The sequence below is a fragment of the Alteromonas sp. AWM4_230 genome (assembly GCF_056158305.1).
Genome location: NZ_JBSWTB010000001.1, coordinates 1,522,621 through 1,540,170, shown reverse-complemented (window position 1 = coordinate 1,540,170; position 17,550 = coordinate 1,522,621). Strand labels below are relative to the sequence as shown.

The following is a 17,550-nucleotide window of genomic DNA, read 5'->3' as shown; positions in this document are numbered from 1 at the left end:
CTCTCAATACTTTTGATAGTAGTAACACGTTATAGCTATACCACACCACTACCCGAAGCAGCTTCAGATTTGTCAATCTCTCCTTCAGCAAGGACATCATTACCTAATTCTATTTTAAAGGTTGTGCCAGGCTTCCCCTGCAAACTGTAGCGAAAGCCGTACATCTCACCTTCGTTCAATGAGACTTCTGTCACATCATTTGGATGAATTAAATCGTAAACGCCAGAGTCATTCGTTTGAGAGAATATATCTACCAGCCATTTGCCATCAGACATGGTGATTTTAAGAGTCTTTGTCATCTGCGCCTCCTTTAGTAACCAGCCCATTCATCTTGGACTGTCATACAATGTACTACTTTGTATTTCGCCTATGACGCTTAAGATCAATCTTTCTTAGAGCAAATTACGCTTTTGCATCTAGCCCTGCTTGATACAGCGCATTCTTTTTCAAGTCATAATGACTTGCTACCACAGCCGCTGCTTTTTTCAACGGCATGTGCTCGCACAAGGTATTTAGGAGTGACATTGCTTCACTGGGTATTGCTTGGTCACTTACCTTAGCGGGACCAATCATCACAACGAACTCACCTTTTTGGTGTGCAGCATCGGCATTAAGATAATCAATCACATCTTGTGCGTTACCACTTACATAGGTTTCAAAGGTTTTAGTCAACTCTTTAGCCACAACAATGTGGCGTTCGCCTAATACACGCTGAATGTCGGTAACCGTATCTAGAATTCGACGAGGCGCTTCATAGTAAACCGTGGTGAAAGTTCTATCTAATAGCGCTGATAATACACCTTCACGCGCTTGGGTTTTAACTGGCAAAAAGCCTTCAAATGTAAATTTATCTGTAGGCAGTCCTGACGCGCTTAATGCAGTAATTGCGGCGCATGGTCCGGGCAAAGCACTAACTGGAATGCCTTGCTCACGGCATTTACGCACTAAAACAAAACCAGGGTCGCTGATAAGTGGCGTGCCCGCATCACTTATCAAAGCAACAGATTCACCACCTTTCAAACGTTCACAAAGCATAGCTGTACGCTTATCTTCATTATGCTCGTGAAGTGAAAGGGTCTTAGTTCCAATACTAAAGTGCTGTAGAAGTCGCGCGCTATGACGGGTGTCCTCGGCAGCAATCCAGTTAACTTCACTTAATACGCGAATTGCTCTAGCACTGATGTCATCTAAGTTGCCAATAGGCGTAGGAACAATATAAAGAGTGGCGGTGTCTGTCATAACAGTGGTTAAGTCTTACGTTAAATTGAAAGGTTATGCGATAAGTGTATCACGCCATTAGTCCAGATTATGCTGGCAAGCGTAGATTTTCACACTGGTTAAGATAAACTTGACCTATAACGATGTAAAAGGAATGAAACTGTGCGTCATATCGGACAATCTGGAAAAATTTTTACGCTATCAGCCATTGCTATGGTATTGGTACTATCGGGTTGTGGGAGTACTCCAAAAACTCAGTCGAAACCTGTGGTAGTGGAACCGACTCCAATTGAAACCACCCAGGTTGAAGAGAACGTCACACCTTCGCACAAACTCCTAGAAGCTAAGAAGGTATGGGAACGTACCCGAGATAAAGAACAGCGTAATAGCTTATTACTGCAAGCCGCTGATTTATACCTTCAAAACCAGCAACCTGTATTAGCGCAGCAGGTGTTGTATGAAGTTAAAGAAGATGGTGTGTCAGAACGTAACTACTCGTACTATTCTCTTTTAGTTACCAAAGCCTATGCGGGGATGCCTGATGCGTCAGCAGACGAATTGCTGGCAATGCTCGATGGTGTAATGGGCACAGGGGAAACTGCATTCCAAAAAGCAAAACTTCAAACTCAGCTGTACTCACAGCAAGGTAATTTTGCAGCAGCAGCCAATAGTGTGCTACAAACCAACTTGCCAGACGAAGATAAAGTACAGCAGGTATGGCAGTGGCTCACTTCCATACCGACAGAAACGCTTTCAAAAGTAGGAAAAGCGTATCCCGCTCTATCACCTTTCATCACGCTTCGCGAGTTGACTGAAGCGAATGCTTCATCGCCCGCAACATTAGCAAGAGAACTTCAAAAGTTTCAACAAGTTTATCGCGGGCACATTTTAGAAACGACTTTGCCTAACAATGTGCTTAAAGCAACACAGCTTACTGACGCTGGCGCCAATGATATTGCAGTACTACTTCCACTTTCCGGCCGCTTAGCGCGCACGGGGCAAGTAGTAAAAAATGGTATAATGTCGGCCTATTATACCGATGTTGAAAAACGTCAAGATGAGCACTTACTGCCGCGACTTCGTTTTATTGACACTAATGGCGTTGATACGCAGCACCTACTAAATGAAATTGGCGACACTAAATTCATTGTTGGCCCGCTGTTAAAAGATACCGTAGAAAGTTTAATTCCTAATTTACCGACAGGTGTGAACGTACTAGCATTGAATCGGCCAGAAGAACTGATAGACAAAGTAGTAGCAAATGATACGTCGACCAGCAATACGCTAACGACATCGCCCAGTCCTGCGCTAAATAATGATTCAACTATGCCTGCCAACGTTTTGAAAGCCACCGAACCCCAAGGGGAGTTGGATGCATTAGGTCTAGCCACTTCGTTGAACTATTTCGGTCTTGCCCCAGAAGATGAAGCCAAGCAGCTTGCTGAATATATCTTCAATAAAGGCTACCGTGCCCCTATCGTTATTGCGGCTCAAAGCAGTTTATATCAGCGAATGGACACCACGTTTAAGACGCATTGGAGAGCGCTTAACAATAAAGAGAATAAGCGTCGCACTAACATAACATCGGTTTCTTTTAACGACAGTAACTCGCTTCGCGAGGGAATCACTCAAGCACTCGATGTTGCCCAAAGCAATGATCGCATTAATCAAATTGAGTATATGACCAACGATGAGGTATATAACATGCCTCGCAGCAGGCGTGATATTGATGCTATTGTCGCATTTGCGTCTCCGCAAGACACAGAGCTACTTAACCCAATAATTGAAGCAAGCTTAAACCCTTACGACGGTAAGCAAGTTCCTGTGTATGCCACATCTCGTTCGATGGATTACGACAGCGGAAAAAACCAATGGCGTGATTTACAAAATGTGCATTTTATCGATATGCCATGGTTGATGCCTTCACACAATTGGCAACCTCTTCAGCAAGAGGTGGAGCAAGCTTGGCAAAATCAGAATACCATGCAAAAACGTTTGTTTGCGTTTGGCTTCGATGCTTACCAGCTGCTTCCTCAGCTAGGCATGCTAAACACGCTTAAATACCTTTCACATGAAGGCTTGACCGGAACCCTTTCGCTTAATGAGAAAGGCGAAGTAATTCGCCGGCAGCCTCAAGCTATGATCCGTAACGAAAAAGTACAGATGCTGTCGGAGTAAAATATGTCAAAACTGCAAGGGAATGCAGCAGAAGACAAAGCCTGTCAATATCTTGAGGAACAAGGTCTTAGGCTTCTGTGTAGAAACTACCGTACGCGACGTGGTGAGTTAGATATTGTAATGCAAGACGGCAATACTATTGTGTGTATTGAAGTCAAATATAGGAAACGGAATCATTTTGGCAGTGCAATAGAATTTGTAACGGCTAAAAAGCTAAACCGAATTCATGCTGCGTTTGGTTTCTATTTGTTAGATAATAACCTGAATCCAGCATCTACGCCCTTACGGATAGACGTTATTGCCATAGACGGAAGCAACCTTCAGTGGCTGAAGAACGTTGGATAGATGCTCACAGCATATAGCTTGACGGTTTATGTTCGCTTAAACGGAAGAATATAAGTGTTGGATGTGAACGTGTTCAAGAATAAATGGCAAGGTCTTTAAGTAAGCGCTATTCCATTTGTTTTATCTTAGTTTTACAAGCTTTCTTCTATTTGGCAAATAGTGCTTAGGTTCCTACAAATAATGAGTCACCCCAACAACAAGATGTCGCCCTGTAACCTTGATAACCAAGAAATAGAATTAATAGTCGGTAACTCTAGTGCCAACTTTTCTGGTGTAACGTCTACTATGTTGCAAGTAACATCGATACAAAAGCACATGATCAATTTGCGGATCATGGGTAAACACTTTGTTTCAGATCCGTCGATGACGATAACATTCTGGGAAGTCGTTAAAATGTGCCGACGCCCGCTTAGCAATGGTAAGTGGCGTATTTTTCACGCACGCCGCGTTGACGAAATGATTCAGGGAGTGCTGCTGAAATACATTTTTCGCGCAAAGATAAAGCTTGTATTTAGCTCAGCGGCTCAACGGGAGCGTTCCGCTTCCACCGTATGGTTAAGCAACAGAATGGACGCTATTATTGCGATGAGTAACCGTTCTGCAAAGTACTTAAACAAACCTCCTGCCAAGATTAATCTTCACGGTGTGCAAATTGATAATTACACACCAGCAGAAAACAAGCAGGAAGCTTGGCAGTCATTAGGTTACGGAGGAAAATACGGAATAGGAATTTTAGGTAGAGTAAGAGAGCAAAAAGGGGTTCACCTTTTTGTGGAGGCCTGCATCAAAATATTACCTAAATACCCTAATGTGAATGCGGTAGTGGTGGGTGCCATTTCGCCAAGCAACCAAGGGTTTGTAAACGAACTTAAAGAAAAGGTGTGTGAAGCAGGTTTAACTGATCGCATTATTTTCACCGGTGAGTTGCCGTTTGAACAGATTCCTAAAATATTCAGTGCACTGTCACTTGTGAGTGCTCTTAGTTACAATGAAGGCTTTGGTTTAACCGTGCCGGAAGCCATGAGTGCTGGCGCGGCTGTACTAGCGACACAGGCGGGAGCTTGGGAAGATATCGTTAGACCAGGCATTGACGGATACATCGTTCCTACCAGAGACCAGCAATCTGTAACTGAAAAAATGGACCTGCTACTTTCAGATATGGATAAACTTGCAGAAATGGGCAAAGCAGGTCGCGAACACGTTGTAAAAAACTTTAAGGTTGAAGATGAAGCAAAGAACTTAGTAGAGTTTTTTCGCTCGCTTCAATAAATAACGCCTTGGCATTGCAGTAAAGGCCAATGTCACGTGGTATTTGATATTTGATTTTGATAATGCAAAACATAAGCAAATATTTCTCAGATACTGATCATTATGTTTAGCCATGCGTTGTAACTTAGTGCTGCAACCACTAAATAATGATCAGTAGGCAGTTGAAAAAAAGAGATAACAGATGATTGAACAAATAAAAGCGAACTTTACCGAGAGCATTCAGACAAAAATTGCAGCATCGGAAATATTGCCAGAATATATTGAAAAAGCGGCGTACATGATGGTTGAAGCCTTGATAAGAGGCAATAAAGTACTGAGCTGTGGTAATGGCGGTTCTGCTGGCGATGCCCAGCACTTTTCATCAGAAATGTTAAACCGCTACGAACGTGACCGCCCTAGCCTGCCTGCTATTGCGTTAAGCACAGACACGTCGACCATCACGTCTATCGCTAATGACTACAGCTACGACGAAATATTTGCCAAGCAAGTACGTGCGTTAGGCCAGCCGGGAGATATTCTTTTGGCTATCTCCACTAGCGGTAATTCTCGTAATGTTATCGCAGCAATGGAAGCGGCATTGTCTCGCGATATGACTATTGTGGCCCTTACCGGCAAAGACGGCGGCGAAATGGCTGGTTTTTTGAGTGAGCATGACGTAGAAATTCGCGTTCCTTCTAACCGTACCGCACGTATTCAAGAAGTGCACCTTCTAGTTATTCACAACCTATGTGAATGCATTGACGACAGCTTATTCCCTGCTGATCATGGCGACGACTGATCAAACTAACTATGAGTAGACAAATAAAAAACTTAAGCCTGCTTGGCACTGTATTAGCCCTAATTTTAACATTACAAGGTTGCGTAGTGGCAGTCGGTGCTGCCGGCGCCATGGCAGCAAAAGTGGCTAACGATAGACGTACGGTAGGTACACAACTTGACGATCAAAATGCCGATGCGGCGGTGTCTTACCAATGGTCGAAAAGTGACGCGCTTAAAGAGCAGACTAACCTTCAGGTTGATGTTTATAACGGTGTTGCCTTACTTACCGGTCAAGCCCCTAATCAAGGGCTTATAGACGAGGCAGTTAGCCGTGCTCAGGAAGTCAGCTACATTAAAAAAATTCACAACCAAATACGCATTGGTGAACCCATAGGTGCTGGCACACAAGCCAACGACCTGTGGCTCGCGTCAAAAGTACGCACTAAGATAGTCGCTGATGAGCGCGTACCGGCGCTTCAGATTAAAGTGGTTGTGCAAGACTCAGAGGTATTTTTAATGGGTCGATTAACCAACCTTGAAGCTACAGCAGCGGTCGATATTGCTCGTAATATTACGGGTGTAGCTCGCGTCGTTAGAGCCTTTGAAATTGTTCAATAAAGAGCTTGCCACTGCCCTTTTGGTAGCAGGGGCACTCTTTATGGAAATTCTAGACGCCACGGTAATTACCACGGCGCTCCCTGTTATTGCTGCTGACTTTAACGTGCCAGCAGCTCACCTTTCTATCGGCGTGTCGGCTTATTTGGTAGCCGTTACGCTCTTTATCCCTTTAAGTGGTTACGCTGCTGACAAATTTGGGGCTCGCACAATATTTATAGCGGCGATTGCGGTTTTTACTTTTGCTTCGGTTCTTTGTGGCTTAAGTACCAGTTTATTTGAATTTACCTTATCCCGTATTCTTCAAGGTTTAGGTGGTTCTATGATGGTGCCGGTTGGTAGATTGGTAGTATTGCGGGATTTGCCAAAAGAAAAACTAGTAAAAACCGTAGCGATTATTACATGGCCCGCCTTGAGTGCGCCGCTATTAGGCCCAGTACTTGGCGGCTACATAGCCACACATTTTAGCTGGCAGTGGATTTTTTATATGAATATTCCGCTGGGTATTATCGCGATCCTCGCCTCTCTTTACCTATTGCGAAACACCAAAGGTGATGTAGGCAAGTTTGATATTAAAGGCTTTTTGCTTACCGGCGTAGGCTTTGCGCTTTTTATGGCTGGTATCGAGTTTCTTGCCAGTACCAGCGACAAACTTCTTCAGTCTCTTGGCGTCATTGCCGTTGGCTTAACACTCATGATTCTCGCAATACAACATGTTAAAAAAGCCAAAAATCCCCTATTTTCATTCGATGCCATGCAGCATAAAACCTTCAGACTTTCAGTCTACGGAGGCTCTGTTGTGCGAGTGGCACTTGGAAGTGCGCCTTTTCTTGTGCCGCTTATGCTACAGCTAGGTCTAGGTTACTCGCCTGTAGAGGCTGGTTCCCTTTTGCTGTGGCTTTTTGCAGGAAACTTAGCAATAAAGCCCGCTACAACGTGGATCATGAATACGTTTGGTTTCAAACGTGTACTTGTAGTGAACGGCGTGCTCATCGCTCTTGGGTTTGTCGCACTAGCGATGATAAATCACACTACGTCGTCGTTTACCATTGCCGCTATCTTGTTTGCTAACGGTGTCACTCGTTCAATGCACTTAACGTTAATAAATACTATTGCTTTTGCCGACGTACCGCCTAATAAAATGCGAGATGCGAATACGCTAGGCGCTATTCTAATGCAAATGAATCGTGGCCTTGGTATTACCTTATCAGCGCTTGCAATCGCTGCTGCAGCTTTCATTCTTGGACAAAGCCCCGACACGCCAAATCTACAAACCTTCACCCTATCTATGATGTTTATGGGAGCGGTGGCGCTAGTGAGTATTTACGACAGCTTAATGCTTTCGAAAGAAGATGGTGACTCTGTCTTAAACAAGCGCAAGGCGAAAAAAGCGCGACAAAGCTAGCCCAAGCCCATGCTTGTAAATCTTGTGACAAATGTCACATGCGATTGGTGACGTTTGTGACTAACGCTATCTAAGACACTTTTGCATACTTTACCTATCGACATTACAACACTAGGTAAAGCAAATGGAACACCTCCTAAATCACACTCCTGGAACCAATGTTCAGAGTTTCCCTCTTTCATTGGAAGAACAGCGTGAAGACTTCAAAAACAATAGATTCATTGCAATGCCGCTTGCAGGCACCCTTGTTTGGGCGTTGCTTGGTATTAGTGCTCCCTTTGTATCTGAGCTCACCATAACCTGGATGATTTATATCGGCACAGGGGCAATTTTCTATCTAGGCGCAGGCTTGTCTTACCTTACCGGTGAAAGATTCTTTGCGAAAAGCGCAGTAAAGAACAGCTTCGACCGCCTTTTCTTTGTTGGTATGTTTATGAGCCTACTGGTCTTTGCCATCGCCCTTCCGGTTGCAGCCATCGACCACACAACCGTGCCGTTGAGTATCGGCATTCTTGCTGGACTAATGTGGATGCCTTTATCGTGGGCTATAGAGCATTGGGTTGGCTATTTTCACACTATCGCAAGAACCTTCGGGATTGTTGTAGCTTGGTACCTGTTTCCCGAAGCACGAGTAGAAGCAATTTCGGCGGTAATTGTCGCGGTTTACATTGTGTCGCTCATCACTCTTGAACGCCGTTTTCAAACAATCAAATCTAACTAATTTCACTTTAACAAGAAGGAACATACGATGACTTACTTACTTTTAGCGGTTGCAATTATCACTGAGGTTACGGCTACCATGCTGCTTAAAATGTCGAACGGTTGGGAGAAATGGGCCTTTGGCTACGGCGCTATATTTTTTTATACGGTGTCAGGAATGTTGTTTGCCATGGTCCTAAAAAACATGGGAATTGGCGTTGCCTATGCGATATGGTCAGGGATGGGTATCGCGCTAATCACTGCTGCTTCGGTGATATTTTGGAAACAAACTTTCGACATTTATGCCGTGCTAGGTATTATGTTAATTATCTCTGGTACCTTGCTAATTACTAGCAAGTCAGCCGTTGTATTTCAGTAAGGACGAAGTACTCACAATGCGCAGCCATAACAGCATGCAAAATAACAACGACGCAGTGCCTACAGCTCATTTAAATGAAGGCACTGCGACAGTGGGTGGCTCAATAAATAATGTAGGCAAAAGCGATATGGCGCCGGTCATGCCATTATTGGGAAGTGGTAGAAAAAAGCGCTGGTCTCATGCCAGCTTGTTTTTTTCGCTGTTCTTTTTTGTGCCCCTCATAATTTCCCATCCTCTTCCCATCGAGGTATGGGTAATTCAAAGCTTGGGATACCTAAGCTTTATTGTTCTGTACATCAAAGCGATAAGCCAGCCTGTCAAAGCTATTCCTTCCTATTTATTGTCTATGTTTTTGCTTTCTGTCGCCTGTTGTTTTCAAAATCCAGGTGGCGCGACGATTATAGGTTTCATTGCATTCATTATTGGCTATTACAACTCGTTCAAAACGGGGTTAGCAAGCATAAGCATAATGATGATCGTGCTCTTCACGCTAAATATTACTATGTTTGAAAATGCACACTTCCTCTTAGGTGCTTCAATAATTAACAGTTTGGTATTGTTTGGTTTTGGCGTTATGGAGCGTAAGGAAACCCTTCATGGCCTAAAAGAAAGCCAGCAAGCTGAAGCCTTGCACGTATTATCCGCGATAGCTGAAAGAGAACGCATTGGCAGAGACTTACACGATGTTGCAGGTCACGCATTAAGCTCAATTTCGTTGAAAGCTCAACTGGCTGATAAGCTTATTAGTAAGGATAAAATTGCTGACGCGCATAGGGAAGTAAAGGCGTTGGCGCAACTATCTCAAGCATTATTAAGCGACATTCGTCAGGCAGTATCAGACATTAAACAACTTTCCCTTGGCGATGAAATAGCGAAAGATAAAGCACTGCTAGAAGAAAACGGCTTTAACGTTTCAACCACTATTGATGACAGCGCTTTGATGAAGCTGACTTCAAAGCAAGAAAGCCAGCTTGCGCTTATAGTAAAGGAATTAACCACCAATACCTTGCGCTATTCAAAGGGAAAGACGGTATCTATTAATTTTGACCTTAACGATAATCCGCAAACTTTGGTCATGACCTATCAAGATGACGGTGTAGTTGAGGACAGCGGGTCAATTAAAGAAGGAAACGGATTAATGGGTATTAGAGAACGTGCAGCATCTATAAATGCAGATGTGAGCATTTCGTTTCACCCCCACCCTTCTGTAAACGTGCAGCTTATTATAGAAAACCCATCGTCTGAAAAGGTGGCACTATGAATTTAAAAGCGAAAACAACCATTTTAATTGTTGAAGACCAATCGCTAATTCGAGATGCCATAGCCATGCTTCTGTCACTAGAGGACGACCTAACCATCGCAGCTAAATGCAGTAATGGGCAAGAAGCGATTAAGTATTTAAGCGATCACCCTGCGCCAGACATTATCCTAAGCGATATTGAAATGCCGCTGGTCTCAGGCCTAGATTTGGCCGCCCACGTGACAGAAAAATGCCTTAGTACCAAGGTAGTTTTAATGACGACATTTTCGAAACCGGGATATATTAAACGTGCATTAAGCTTAGGGGTTAAAGGTTTTATTTTAAAAGAGTCTGACAGCGACTACCTGATAGATGCCATACATAGAGTATCTGCGGGGGAAAAAGTGATTTCGACAGAGCTGGCTATCATGGCCCTCGACGACAACAATCCGCTTTCGCAGAAAGAAATGGCGGCACTTAAGCTTGCTTCTGACGGACTCAAAACCCAAGACATCGCGCAATCGTTGTTTTTATCAGAAGGTACAGTAAGAAACTATCTTTCCGAAGCGATATCAAAGCTTGATGCAACGAACCGTGTCGACGCAGCACGCATCGCGAAACAAAAAGGCTGGCTTTAATAGAAGCTTAAAACCACGTCGTAGAAATTGTCGTAGACGTGGGTATAGTTAATTTTTCTGACAAACCGGTAAGCACGCGCTCAGGACCGTAGAGTATTCCTTGATGCTTTGCAGTCCATACGCAGGTTAAAATGCTGGTACCTTTGCGTAATTCACACTGCCATTTAGCTGTGGTTTCAGCAAGTCGTTCATAGTCATCCTCAATTTCCCAACCTGCGTCAACATGCTCTACGATAAGTTGTTCGAATTGAGAGAACGGAATAGGCTGAATGATTACCCATTCGTTTTTCTTAAACTTTCTTTCTAACCGCGATTTTTTGAAACTGGTAAAAAAACCCACGCTCCATCTCCGTATGATTGAAAGGCTTAACGTGCAGCTAAAGCATTTCTAATATTTCGACACCGTTCCCATAATTTGCCCTGAAGGAGTCGGACAAGAACAAGACGTACCAACCATTTCACCGTTCGACGTGGGGCATGTGCCGTACTCGCCGTTACTACCATAGCGGCACTGGTTACCAAACTCAGGGTTGGCTAATGCTGCTCTTTCGTTGCGAGTGGCATTACCTGCTTCATCATCCGGTAGATATACAGTGTATGTGCAGCTAAAAAGCAGACTTGTCGCAAACATGGTGATTAAACGAGAAATTGATTTTAGCTTCATTGTTATTGGTCGATTACTTTTAATACAATTCTAAAACTATGCTAATAATGCAGATAAAACAAGAAAAAATAAGCAAAAAAAAGCCAGTCACAAGACTGGCTTTATTATTATAACTCGTTGTTGATATTAGAATTCAGTTGAGAACCTAACACCAAACTCGCTCGCATCGTTGCTTAAAATTTGCAGGATATAGTCACCTGTATTCAAGCGTGCGTTGTCGTAACGCTCATCGAAAATGTTGCGACCATAAAGGGCTACGGTGTAAGCATCATTCGCTGGCGTGTAAGCAATGTCAAAGTTTACTAGCTCACGGCTATCTAGCTCGGTCATACGCTCAGGTGCAGACGTCGGCTCGCCATACATTTCAGCGCGGTATGAGTAATCAGCACGCACGCGAATTGAATCGCCACCATCAAGCTCGAAGGTATATTGCGGGCCAATTGCTAACGTTAGATCAGGCGTAAGCGGTGCAACAGGGTTGAAACCGTCTTGCTCTTCAACATCAACATCCATGTAACCAATGCTGGTCATCATGCTGAAGTTGCCGTAAGAAAACGTAGCATCAGCTTCAACACCACGAGAAGTTTGTTCAACAACAAGGTTTGCTGTATCGAAACCACCTTCGCTAACTCGACTTACTTGGTAAGGAAGATCTTCAAACTCAGTGTTAAATACGGCAACACTGATATCGAAGTAGTCATTCACACGACCTTTAATACCCACTTCGTAGTTAGTAGCGGTAATATTGTCTGAAGCTGTGAAACAGTTGTTTGCACGAACTGCTGCTTGTGCACCTTCGATATCATCGAATCCACCAGCACCAAAGAACTGGCCTATTAGGCAGTAAGGGCGCGCTGGGAACTGACCAGACTGATAACCAGATTGAATAGTCGCATAACCTGTCATGCCATTTTCAAACGTATAGTTTGTAGCAAGCTCCCAAGTTACTTCATCCCAATCGTTTGAATCGTAGATAGTTCCAAGTGCTGAGAATACGTTCGCAGACGCGTCTTTTTCATCTTTGGTGTAGCGAAGGCCACCAGATACGCTTAGCTCGTCAGTCAAATCATGACGTACATTTACATATACGGCTTTAGAGGTGGTTTCTTGATCTAGTTCTAGGAGGTTAGCCCCGCCGTCAAAACTAGAGTCATCACCTTGGCGGTTGCTACCTTCTTCGTTGAAGTAGTAAAGACCGGCTACGAAGTCCGTGTATTCGTTGATATAGCCATTAAGCTGAAGCTCAATTGACGTTTGATCTGCTTCACCGCGCTCAGGGAACTGGTCTAGAGAGAAAACCGTGCCGTCATCGTCAAGGCCAGCCTTGTACTTTGATGTACGTTGGCTTGCTACCACTTTAGCTGTGTAGTCGTCGTTGATGTCCCATTCGGTAGTCAATGAAATGCCGCGCGCTTCGTTCGATACGCCAGTTACTGCTTCAGTACCTGTTGCGTTATCGTAGATATCAGCGCCTTCAGGCGTCACATCGCTATTACGCAGCTCTATACCAAGGCCATTACCACCACCAAAGTAACGTGCTGAGCCCACTTCATCAATAAGCACAGTGTATGGGCGAAGGCCGCCGTCGCCATTGTTAGCGTCTGCAGTTAATACCATACGGAAGTCATTTGAAGGCTCCCACTTAAGTGAAACACGACCTGAAATATCTTCAGTTTCACCTACGTCGTATTCAGCATTTGGCACGTTGATAAATTCGCCAAGCCCGTCGCGCTTGTTGAAAGCCAAATTCATATTGAACGCAACAGTTTCTGATAAAGCGTGGTTAACAAAAAGGTCTGCTTTTACGCGACCACGTGTACCAAACTCAGTATTGATTTTAGTTACATCGCCTTGGTCTGGCTCTTTAGTGATGATGTTTATTGCACCACCAATAGAGTTACGACCGTACAGGGTGCCTTGAGGACCACGAAGTACCTCAATACGCTCAATGTTGTTAAGGCTCCAGTTTTGACCAACTTGGCGGCCTAGGTAAACACCATCAACATAAACACTTACACCCGGGTCTGTAGTAATTAGGTGATCTTGAAGACCAATACCACGAATAAATGGGTTTACAGAAGACGTATGACCGGCAGAAAAACCAGTAACGTTTAGATTTGGTACAAACTTACCAACGTCCGTCAGGTCAGTAATACCTTGAGAAGCTAGCTTATCGCCGTCAAAAGCACTGATAGCAATTGGTACTTCATAAATAACTTGAGGGCGTTTTGTCGCGGTAACGGTAATGGCTTCAAACTGTTGTTCTTCAGTTGCTTCAGCTTCTTGAGCAACAGCAATGTTTGAAAGAGCTGGAACGATCATCGCTACTGCTAGTGCGACAGGTGAAAGCTTACTGGCGAGTGTCTTAGACACGTCAGTATTGGATTTCATGGTGTAACCCCTTTTGCGTGAGTGTTAGGTATAAATTTGTTGTTATAAGCTGCTTCAAGTTCTTCTTTGGAACCTTGAAAGACTAAACTCATTGAACTAAGAGGCACACATAACCTTGTGCTAATACTGGATTACAGGCAATAAAAAAGTAAGTCGCAATAAAACATTACAAACTTACTTTCAATAAAACTCTGCTTTAAAAGTAGTGAATACTTTTCCAGTCCTCTAAAACTCAGTAGAAGAATTTAGGCTTGAAGACTGGAACGATATGTTACCGTTAGATTGCGACCTTGCAAAGTAAAATATTACACTTTTACTAAAATAAGACTTCAAAATTAGACTAATTGGTTAAGTTAAACACCAAGACTCCGATTTCTTTAAAAGCCAAAAAAGAGAATAAATATCAAACAAATAAATATAACAACCACCTAACAAAGTCTGTTTAGAATGATAAATCAAAACCTAGACCAAGCGGACAAACTTTAATCAAATTACTCACTGCAGATATTTCTGTTGTGACGCTGGTTACCACACATAATTCCAATCAATACCCGCCCCCAACTTTCAACCCCGCTGCTACAGCGTTCGAATGCGAGTTCCGACAACTAGTTTGCGTTCATATTCAGATAGAACCAAAGCTTTCTACCCCTCGTTTAAGCAATATTTTAAACACCTCCATAAGACCAACAGCTTACGCTCGTTGTCGACAATTTGGGCTTAGAAAGGTTGAAAAAGACGTCTAACAGGCATATATTGTCGACATTAGTTAATCAAAGACGATGTAAAGTGTTAGTAAAAAGCGAACAAGCCATCACCAATGCCGACCGCACTTTCTTTCAATTAAGAAAGGATATTGTTGAGGGCATCATTCCAGCAGGCAGTAAGCTTAGTGAAATGGAATTGTCGACAAAGTATGAAGTTAGTCGCGCCGTTATACGTGAAGCTATAAACCGCCTAGCCACTTGCCACCTAGTAGAACGTAAAGCGAACGTAGGCGCTCGCGTGGTTGCACTTTCACCTGAAGGCCTTATTCAGCTTTATCAAGTGCGCGAAGCGTTAGAAGGCATGGCGGCACGCTTAGCCGCACGCTACATGAGCGATGAAGAAATTGCCGATATGCAGGCATTGCTCGATAGCCACTTCGATAAAGTAAAAGATGGCCAAAGCTACTACCAAGAAGCGGGCGATGTAGACTTTCACTACAGAATTGTAACTGGCAGTAAGAATGATCATCTCATCAGTGTACTTGTAGACGGGCTTTACCATTTAGTGCGCATGTATCGCGTGCAGCTCGGTATGGCTGGCCCTCGCGTAAGCACAGCGTTTGATGAGCACAGGCACATCGTCAACGCTATTGCCAATCGCGACGAGGAATTAGCTGAAATGCTAATGCGTCGCCACATCCTATATTCCAAAAACAATATCGAGAAGAAGCTTAGTCATGGTTAACACCAATCAGTCTTCTTCATACCTAATTCACCTCTACCCTACTTTCAAATAAGCGAGTGATTATCATGAGTGCAGGAAAGAAATTCAGAACCGCATTAGAGAAAAACAAACCGCTACAAATTGTAGGCACCATAAACGCCTATACCGCAATGATGGCCAAAGCCATTGGACACCAAGCTATTTATCTATCAGGTGGCGGAGTAGCGAATGCATCTTACGGCCTACCCGATTTAGGCATGACATCGCTTAACGATGTGATTGCGGATGTTCAGCGCATTACCAGCGCATGCGACCTTCCATTAATGGTAGACATCGACACGGGTTGGGGCGGTGCATTTAACATTGCCAAAACCATTCGCGATATGGAAAAAGCAGGCGCGGCGGCAGTTCATATGGAAGACCAGGTTGCGCAAAAGCGCTGTGGCCACCGCCCTAACAAAGAAATCGTGAGCACGGCTGAAATGGTAGACCGGATTAAAGCAGCGGTAGATGCCAGAACCGATCCAGACTTTTTCATTATGGCGCGCACCGATGCGTTCGCACAAGAAGGTTTAGAAAAAGCCATTGAGCGCGCAAAAGCCTATGTGGCAGCAGGTGCCGACGGCATATTCGCAGAAGCGGTTCAAACTGAAGAGCACTATCGTGCATTCTCAGAGGCCCTAGACGTACCGATCCTTGCCAATATCACTGAGTTCGGCAAAACCGAACTATGGAACAAAGAAGAGCTTGGAGAATGGGGTGCCGACATGGTGCTTTACCCGCTAAGTGCATTCCGCGCCATGAATAAAGCAGCAGAAATGGTGTACAAATCTATACTTGAAAACGGCGACCAAAAAGCCGTTGTCGACAGTATGCAAACACGCATGGAACTGTACGATTATCTTGGCTACCACGAGTACGAGCAAAAGCTAGATGCGCTATTCGCAGAAGGCAAAAATTAGTAAATAAATTCAGCTTGAAGTTGGCGGGCGCGAAGATGCAGGGGTGAAGTACAGTTCCCTGCCCCTCTGAGGCATGGATGCCGAAGCGGAGCCCCCATGGATGGGTTTACGGCGTGGCAGGGAACTGTGCTTTGCTCCTGCAGCCAATGTGCCCGCCAACTTCAAGCGCCAAATGACGAAGATATCACACTAAAAAGTACCTTACATATTATACAAGACCGGAGACAACAAGATGGCTAAACAGTTAAGTGGCGCGGGTTTACGCGGCCAAGTTGCAGGTAAAACGGCATTATCAACCGTAGGTAAATCAGGTTCTGGTTTAACGTATCGTGGTTACGACGTAAAAGACTTAGCGCAAAACTGTCAATTTGAAGAAGTGGCGTATCTTATTCTTAAGGGCAAGCTACCTAATCAGTCTGAACTTGACGCATATAAAACAAAACTTCGCGGCATGCGCGGCCTTCCAACAGCACTTAAAGAAGTGCTAGAGCGCATTCCGAAGAATGCTCACCCAATGGACGTACTTCGCACAGGCTGTTCAATGCTGGGTAACCTTGAAATGGAAACCAGCTTCGATGAGCAGCAAGACGTGACAGACCGTATGTTGGCATGTTTCCCAAGTATTATCTGCTACTGGTACCGCTTCTCGCACGATGGTGTGCGCGTAGATGTTGAAACCGATGACGATTCAATCGGTGGTCACTTCCTTCATATGCTTCATGGCGAAAAGCCACGTGAACTTCATGAGCAAGTGATGCATGTATCGCTAATTCTATATGCCGAGCATGAATTCAACGCGTCTACCTTTACCGCTCGTGTATGTGCATCAACTCTATCTGATATGCATTCTTGCGTGACCGGTGCTATCGGCTCACTTCGCGGCCCGCTTCACGGTGGTGCCAACGAAGCAGCAATGGAAATGATTGAAGGCTTTACGTCTGCCGATGATGCTGAAGAAAAAATGATGGGCATGCTTGAGCGTAAAGAGAAAATTATGGGCTTTGGTCACGCGATTTACTCAGAGTCTGACCCGCGTAATGAAATCATTAAACAATGGTCTGAAAAGCTAGCTGCCGATGTGGGCGACGACGTGCTTTACCCTGTATCAGTTCGTTGTGAAGAAGTGATGTGGCGCGAGAAGAAACTATTCTGTAACGCTGATTTCTTCCACGCCTCTGCGTATAACTTCATGGGTATTCCTACACCGCTATTTACGCCAATCTTCGTAATGTCACGCCTAACCGGTTGGGCGGCACACGTTATGGAACAGCGCGCTGACAACCGTATTATTCGTCCGTCAGCAGAATACACAGGCGAAGAACTTCGCCCAGTGCCTGCTATCAACGAACGCGCGTAAGGT

The 17,550-nt window shown here is 44.3% G+C and carries 18 protein-coding genes; 13 read left to right on the top strand and 5 right to left on the bottom strand.

Translation table 11 applies throughout. The features are described 5' to 3' along the window. Positions 1-35 precede the first annotated feature (35 nt). A complete protein-coding gene (locus ACXACS_RS06535) occupies positions 36-299 on the bottom strand; it encodes a hypothetical protein (protein WP_474805277.1) in 264 nt (87 codons plus the stop codon). A gap of 103 nt (positions 300-402) precedes the next feature. Further along, a complete protein-coding gene (rsmI, locus tag ACXACS_RS06530; RefSeq protein ID WP_474805276.1) occupies positions 403-1,239 on the bottom strand; it encodes a 16S rRNA (cytidine(1402)-2'-O)-methyltransferase in 837 nt (278 codons plus the stop codon). Between the two features lie 141 nt (positions 1,240-1,380). Between rsmI and ACXACS_RS06525 the strand changes: the two genes are divergently transcribed. The 10 genes from ACXACS_RS06525 (at position 1,381) to ACXACS_RS06480 (ending at position 10,745) form a co-directional block, all read left to right on the top strand. After that, on the top strand, positions 1,381-3,396 hold the full coding sequence (locus tag ACXACS_RS06525; RefSeq protein ID WP_474805275.1) for a penicillin-binding protein activator: 2,016 nt from the start codon (positions 1,381-1,383) through the stop codon (positions 3,394-3,396). Between the two features lie 3 nt (positions 3,397-3,399). Beyond that, positions 3,400-3,741: a YraN family protein gene (locus ACXACS_RS06520; RefSeq protein ID WP_269916749.1), complete on the top strand. Its 342-nt coding sequence runs from the start codon at positions 3,400-3,402 to the stop codon at positions 3,739-3,741. 180 nt (positions 3,742-3,921) lie between these two features. Further along, entirely contained in the window at positions 3,922-5,010 is a 1,089-nt protein-coding gene (locus ACXACS_RS06515; RefSeq protein WP_474805274.1) for a glycosyltransferase family 4 protein, read from the top strand. Positions 5,011-5,191: 181 nt separating this feature from the next. After that, positions 5,192-5,788 carry a phosphoheptose isomerase gene (locus ACXACS_RS06510; protein WP_118492632.1) on the top strand — a complete coding sequence of 199 codons (597 nt, stop codon included), beginning with the start codon at positions 5,192-5,194 and terminating at the stop codon, positions 5,786-5,788. Between the two features lie 23 nt (positions 5,789-5,811). Further along, positions 5,812-6,387: a BON domain-containing protein gene (locus ACXACS_RS06505; protein ID WP_474809221.1), complete on the top strand. Its 576-nt coding sequence runs from the start codon at positions 5,812-5,814 to the stop codon at positions 6,385-6,387. After that, positions 6,371-7,789 carry an MFS transporter gene (locus ACXACS_RS06500; RefSeq protein ID WP_474805273.1) on the top strand — a complete coding sequence of 473 codons (1,419 nt, stop codon included), beginning with the start codon at positions 6,371-6,373 and terminating at the stop codon, positions 7,787-7,789. Before ACXACS_RS06505 ends, ACXACS_RS06500 begins: the two co-directional genes overlap by 17 nt. Positions 7,790-7,913: 124 nt before the next feature. Further along, the gene (locus ACXACS_RS06495; RefSeq protein WP_474805272.1) at positions 7,914-8,510 is read left to right on the top strand and encodes a DUF7010 family protein; all 597 of its coding nucleotides are present in this window, start codon (positions 7,914-7,916) and stop codon (positions 8,508-8,510) included. Between the two features lie 27 nt (positions 8,511-8,537). Beyond that, positions 8,538-8,867: a DMT family transporter gene (locus ACXACS_RS06490; protein WP_474805271.1), complete on the top strand. Its 330-nt coding sequence runs from the start codon at positions 8,538-8,540 to the stop codon at positions 8,865-8,867. Positions 8,868-8,883: 16 nt separating this feature from the next. Then, positions 8,884-10,128: a sensor histidine kinase gene (locus ACXACS_RS06485; protein ID WP_474805270.1), complete on the top strand. Its 1,245-nt coding sequence runs from the start codon at positions 8,884-8,886 to the stop codon at positions 10,126-10,128. After that, on the top strand, positions 10,125-10,745 hold the full coding sequence (locus ACXACS_RS06480) for a response regulator transcription factor (protein WP_474805269.1): 621 nt from the start codon (positions 10,125-10,127) through the stop codon (positions 10,743-10,745). Before ACXACS_RS06485 ends, ACXACS_RS06480 begins: the two co-directional genes overlap by 4 nt. Positions 10,746-10,752: 7 nt before the next feature. Here the strand turns inward: ACXACS_RS06480 and ACXACS_RS06475 are convergent, their stop codons facing one another. The 3 genes from ACXACS_RS06475 to ACXACS_RS06465 all read right to left on the bottom strand — a co-directional run bounded on the left by ACXACS_RS06475 (position 10,753) and on the right by ACXACS_RS06465 (position 13,800). Further along, a complete protein-coding gene (locus ACXACS_RS06475; RefSeq protein WP_474805268.1) occupies positions 10,753-11,085 on the bottom strand; it encodes a hypothetical protein in 333 nt (110 codons plus the stop codon). A gap of 48 nt (positions 11,086-11,133) precedes the next feature. Further along, positions 11,134-11,409 carry a hypothetical protein gene (locus tag ACXACS_RS06470; RefSeq protein ID WP_474805267.1) on the bottom strand — a complete coding sequence of 92 codons (276 nt, stop codon included), beginning with the start codon at positions 11,407-11,409 and terminating at the stop codon, positions 11,134-11,136. A 126-nt stretch (positions 11,410-11,535) separates the two neighbouring features. Beyond that, entirely contained in the window at positions 11,536-13,800 is a 2,265-nt protein-coding gene (locus ACXACS_RS06465; protein ID WP_474805266.1) for a TonB-dependent receptor, read from the bottom strand. A 786-nt stretch (positions 13,801-14,586) separates the two neighbouring features. Here ACXACS_RS06465 and ACXACS_RS06460 point away from each other — a divergent pair. From ACXACS_RS06460 to prpC, 3 genes are all read left to right on the top strand, one after another. Then, positions 14,587-15,249, top strand: a complete 663-nt coding sequence (locus ACXACS_RS06460; RefSeq protein WP_474805265.1) for a GntR family transcriptional regulator — start codon at positions 14,587-14,589, stop codon at positions 15,247-15,249. Positions 15,250-15,314: 65 nt separating this feature from the next. Continuing rightward, a complete protein-coding gene (gene prpB, locus ACXACS_RS06455; protein ID WP_474805264.1) occupies positions 15,315-16,190 on the top strand; it encodes a methylisocitrate lyase in 876 nt (291 codons plus the stop codon). 232 nt (positions 16,191-16,422) lie between these two features. After that, on the top strand, positions 16,423-17,547 hold the full coding sequence (gene prpC, locus ACXACS_RS06450) for a bifunctional 2-methylcitrate synthase/citrate synthase (RefSeq protein ID WP_474805263.1): 1,125 nt from the start codon (positions 16,423-16,425) through the stop codon (positions 17,545-17,547). Positions 17,548-17,550: the final 3 nt, after the last annotated feature.

Coding starts and splice junctions, on each gene's coding strand:
- ACXACS_RS06495 (WP_474805272.1), top strand. CDS start 7,914: ATGGAACACCTCCTAAATCACACTCCTGGAACCAATGTTCAGAGTTTC.
- ACXACS_RS06480 (WP_474805269.1), top strand. CDS start 10,125: ATGAATTTAAAAGCGAAAACAACCATTTTAATTGTTGAAGACCAATCG.
- ACXACS_RS06520 (WP_269916749.1), top strand. CDS start 3,400: ATGTCAAAACTGCAAGGGAATGCAGCAGAAGACAAAGCCTGTCAATAT.
- prpC (WP_474805263.1), top strand. CDS start 16,423: ATGGCTAAACAGTTAAGTGGCGCGGGTTTACGCGGCCAAGTTGCAGGT.
- ACXACS_RS06535 (WP_474805277.1), bottom strand. CDS start 299: ATGACAAAGACTCTTAAAATCACCATGTCTGATGGCAAATGGCTGGTA.
- rsmI (WP_474805276.1), bottom strand. CDS start 1,239: ATGACAGACACCGCCACTCTTTATATTGTTCCTACGCCTATTGGCAAC.
- ACXACS_RS06465 (WP_474805266.1), bottom strand. CDS start 13,800: ATGAAATCCAATACTGACGTGTCTAAGACACTCGCCAGTAAGCTTTCA.
- ACXACS_RS06470 (WP_474805267.1), bottom strand. CDS start 11,409: ATGAAGCTAAAATCAATTTCTCGTTTAATCACCATGTTTGCGACAAGT.
- ACXACS_RS06515 (WP_474805274.1), top strand. CDS start 3,922: ATGAGTCACCCCAACAACAAGATGTCGCCCTGTAACCTTGATAACCAA.
- ACXACS_RS06510 (WP_118492632.1), top strand. CDS start 5,192: ATGATTGAACAAATAAAAGCGAACTTTACCGAGAGCATTCAGACAAAA.
- ACXACS_RS06490 (WP_474805271.1), top strand. CDS start 8,538: ATGACTTACTTACTTTTAGCGGTTGCAATTATCACTGAGGTTACGGCT.
- ACXACS_RS06485 (WP_474805270.1), top strand. CDS start 8,884: ATGCGCAGCCATAACAGCATGCAAAATAACAACGACGCAGTGCCTACA.
- prpB (WP_474805264.1), top strand. CDS start 15,315: ATGAGTGCAGGAAAGAAATTCAGAACCGCATTAGAGAAAAACAAACCG.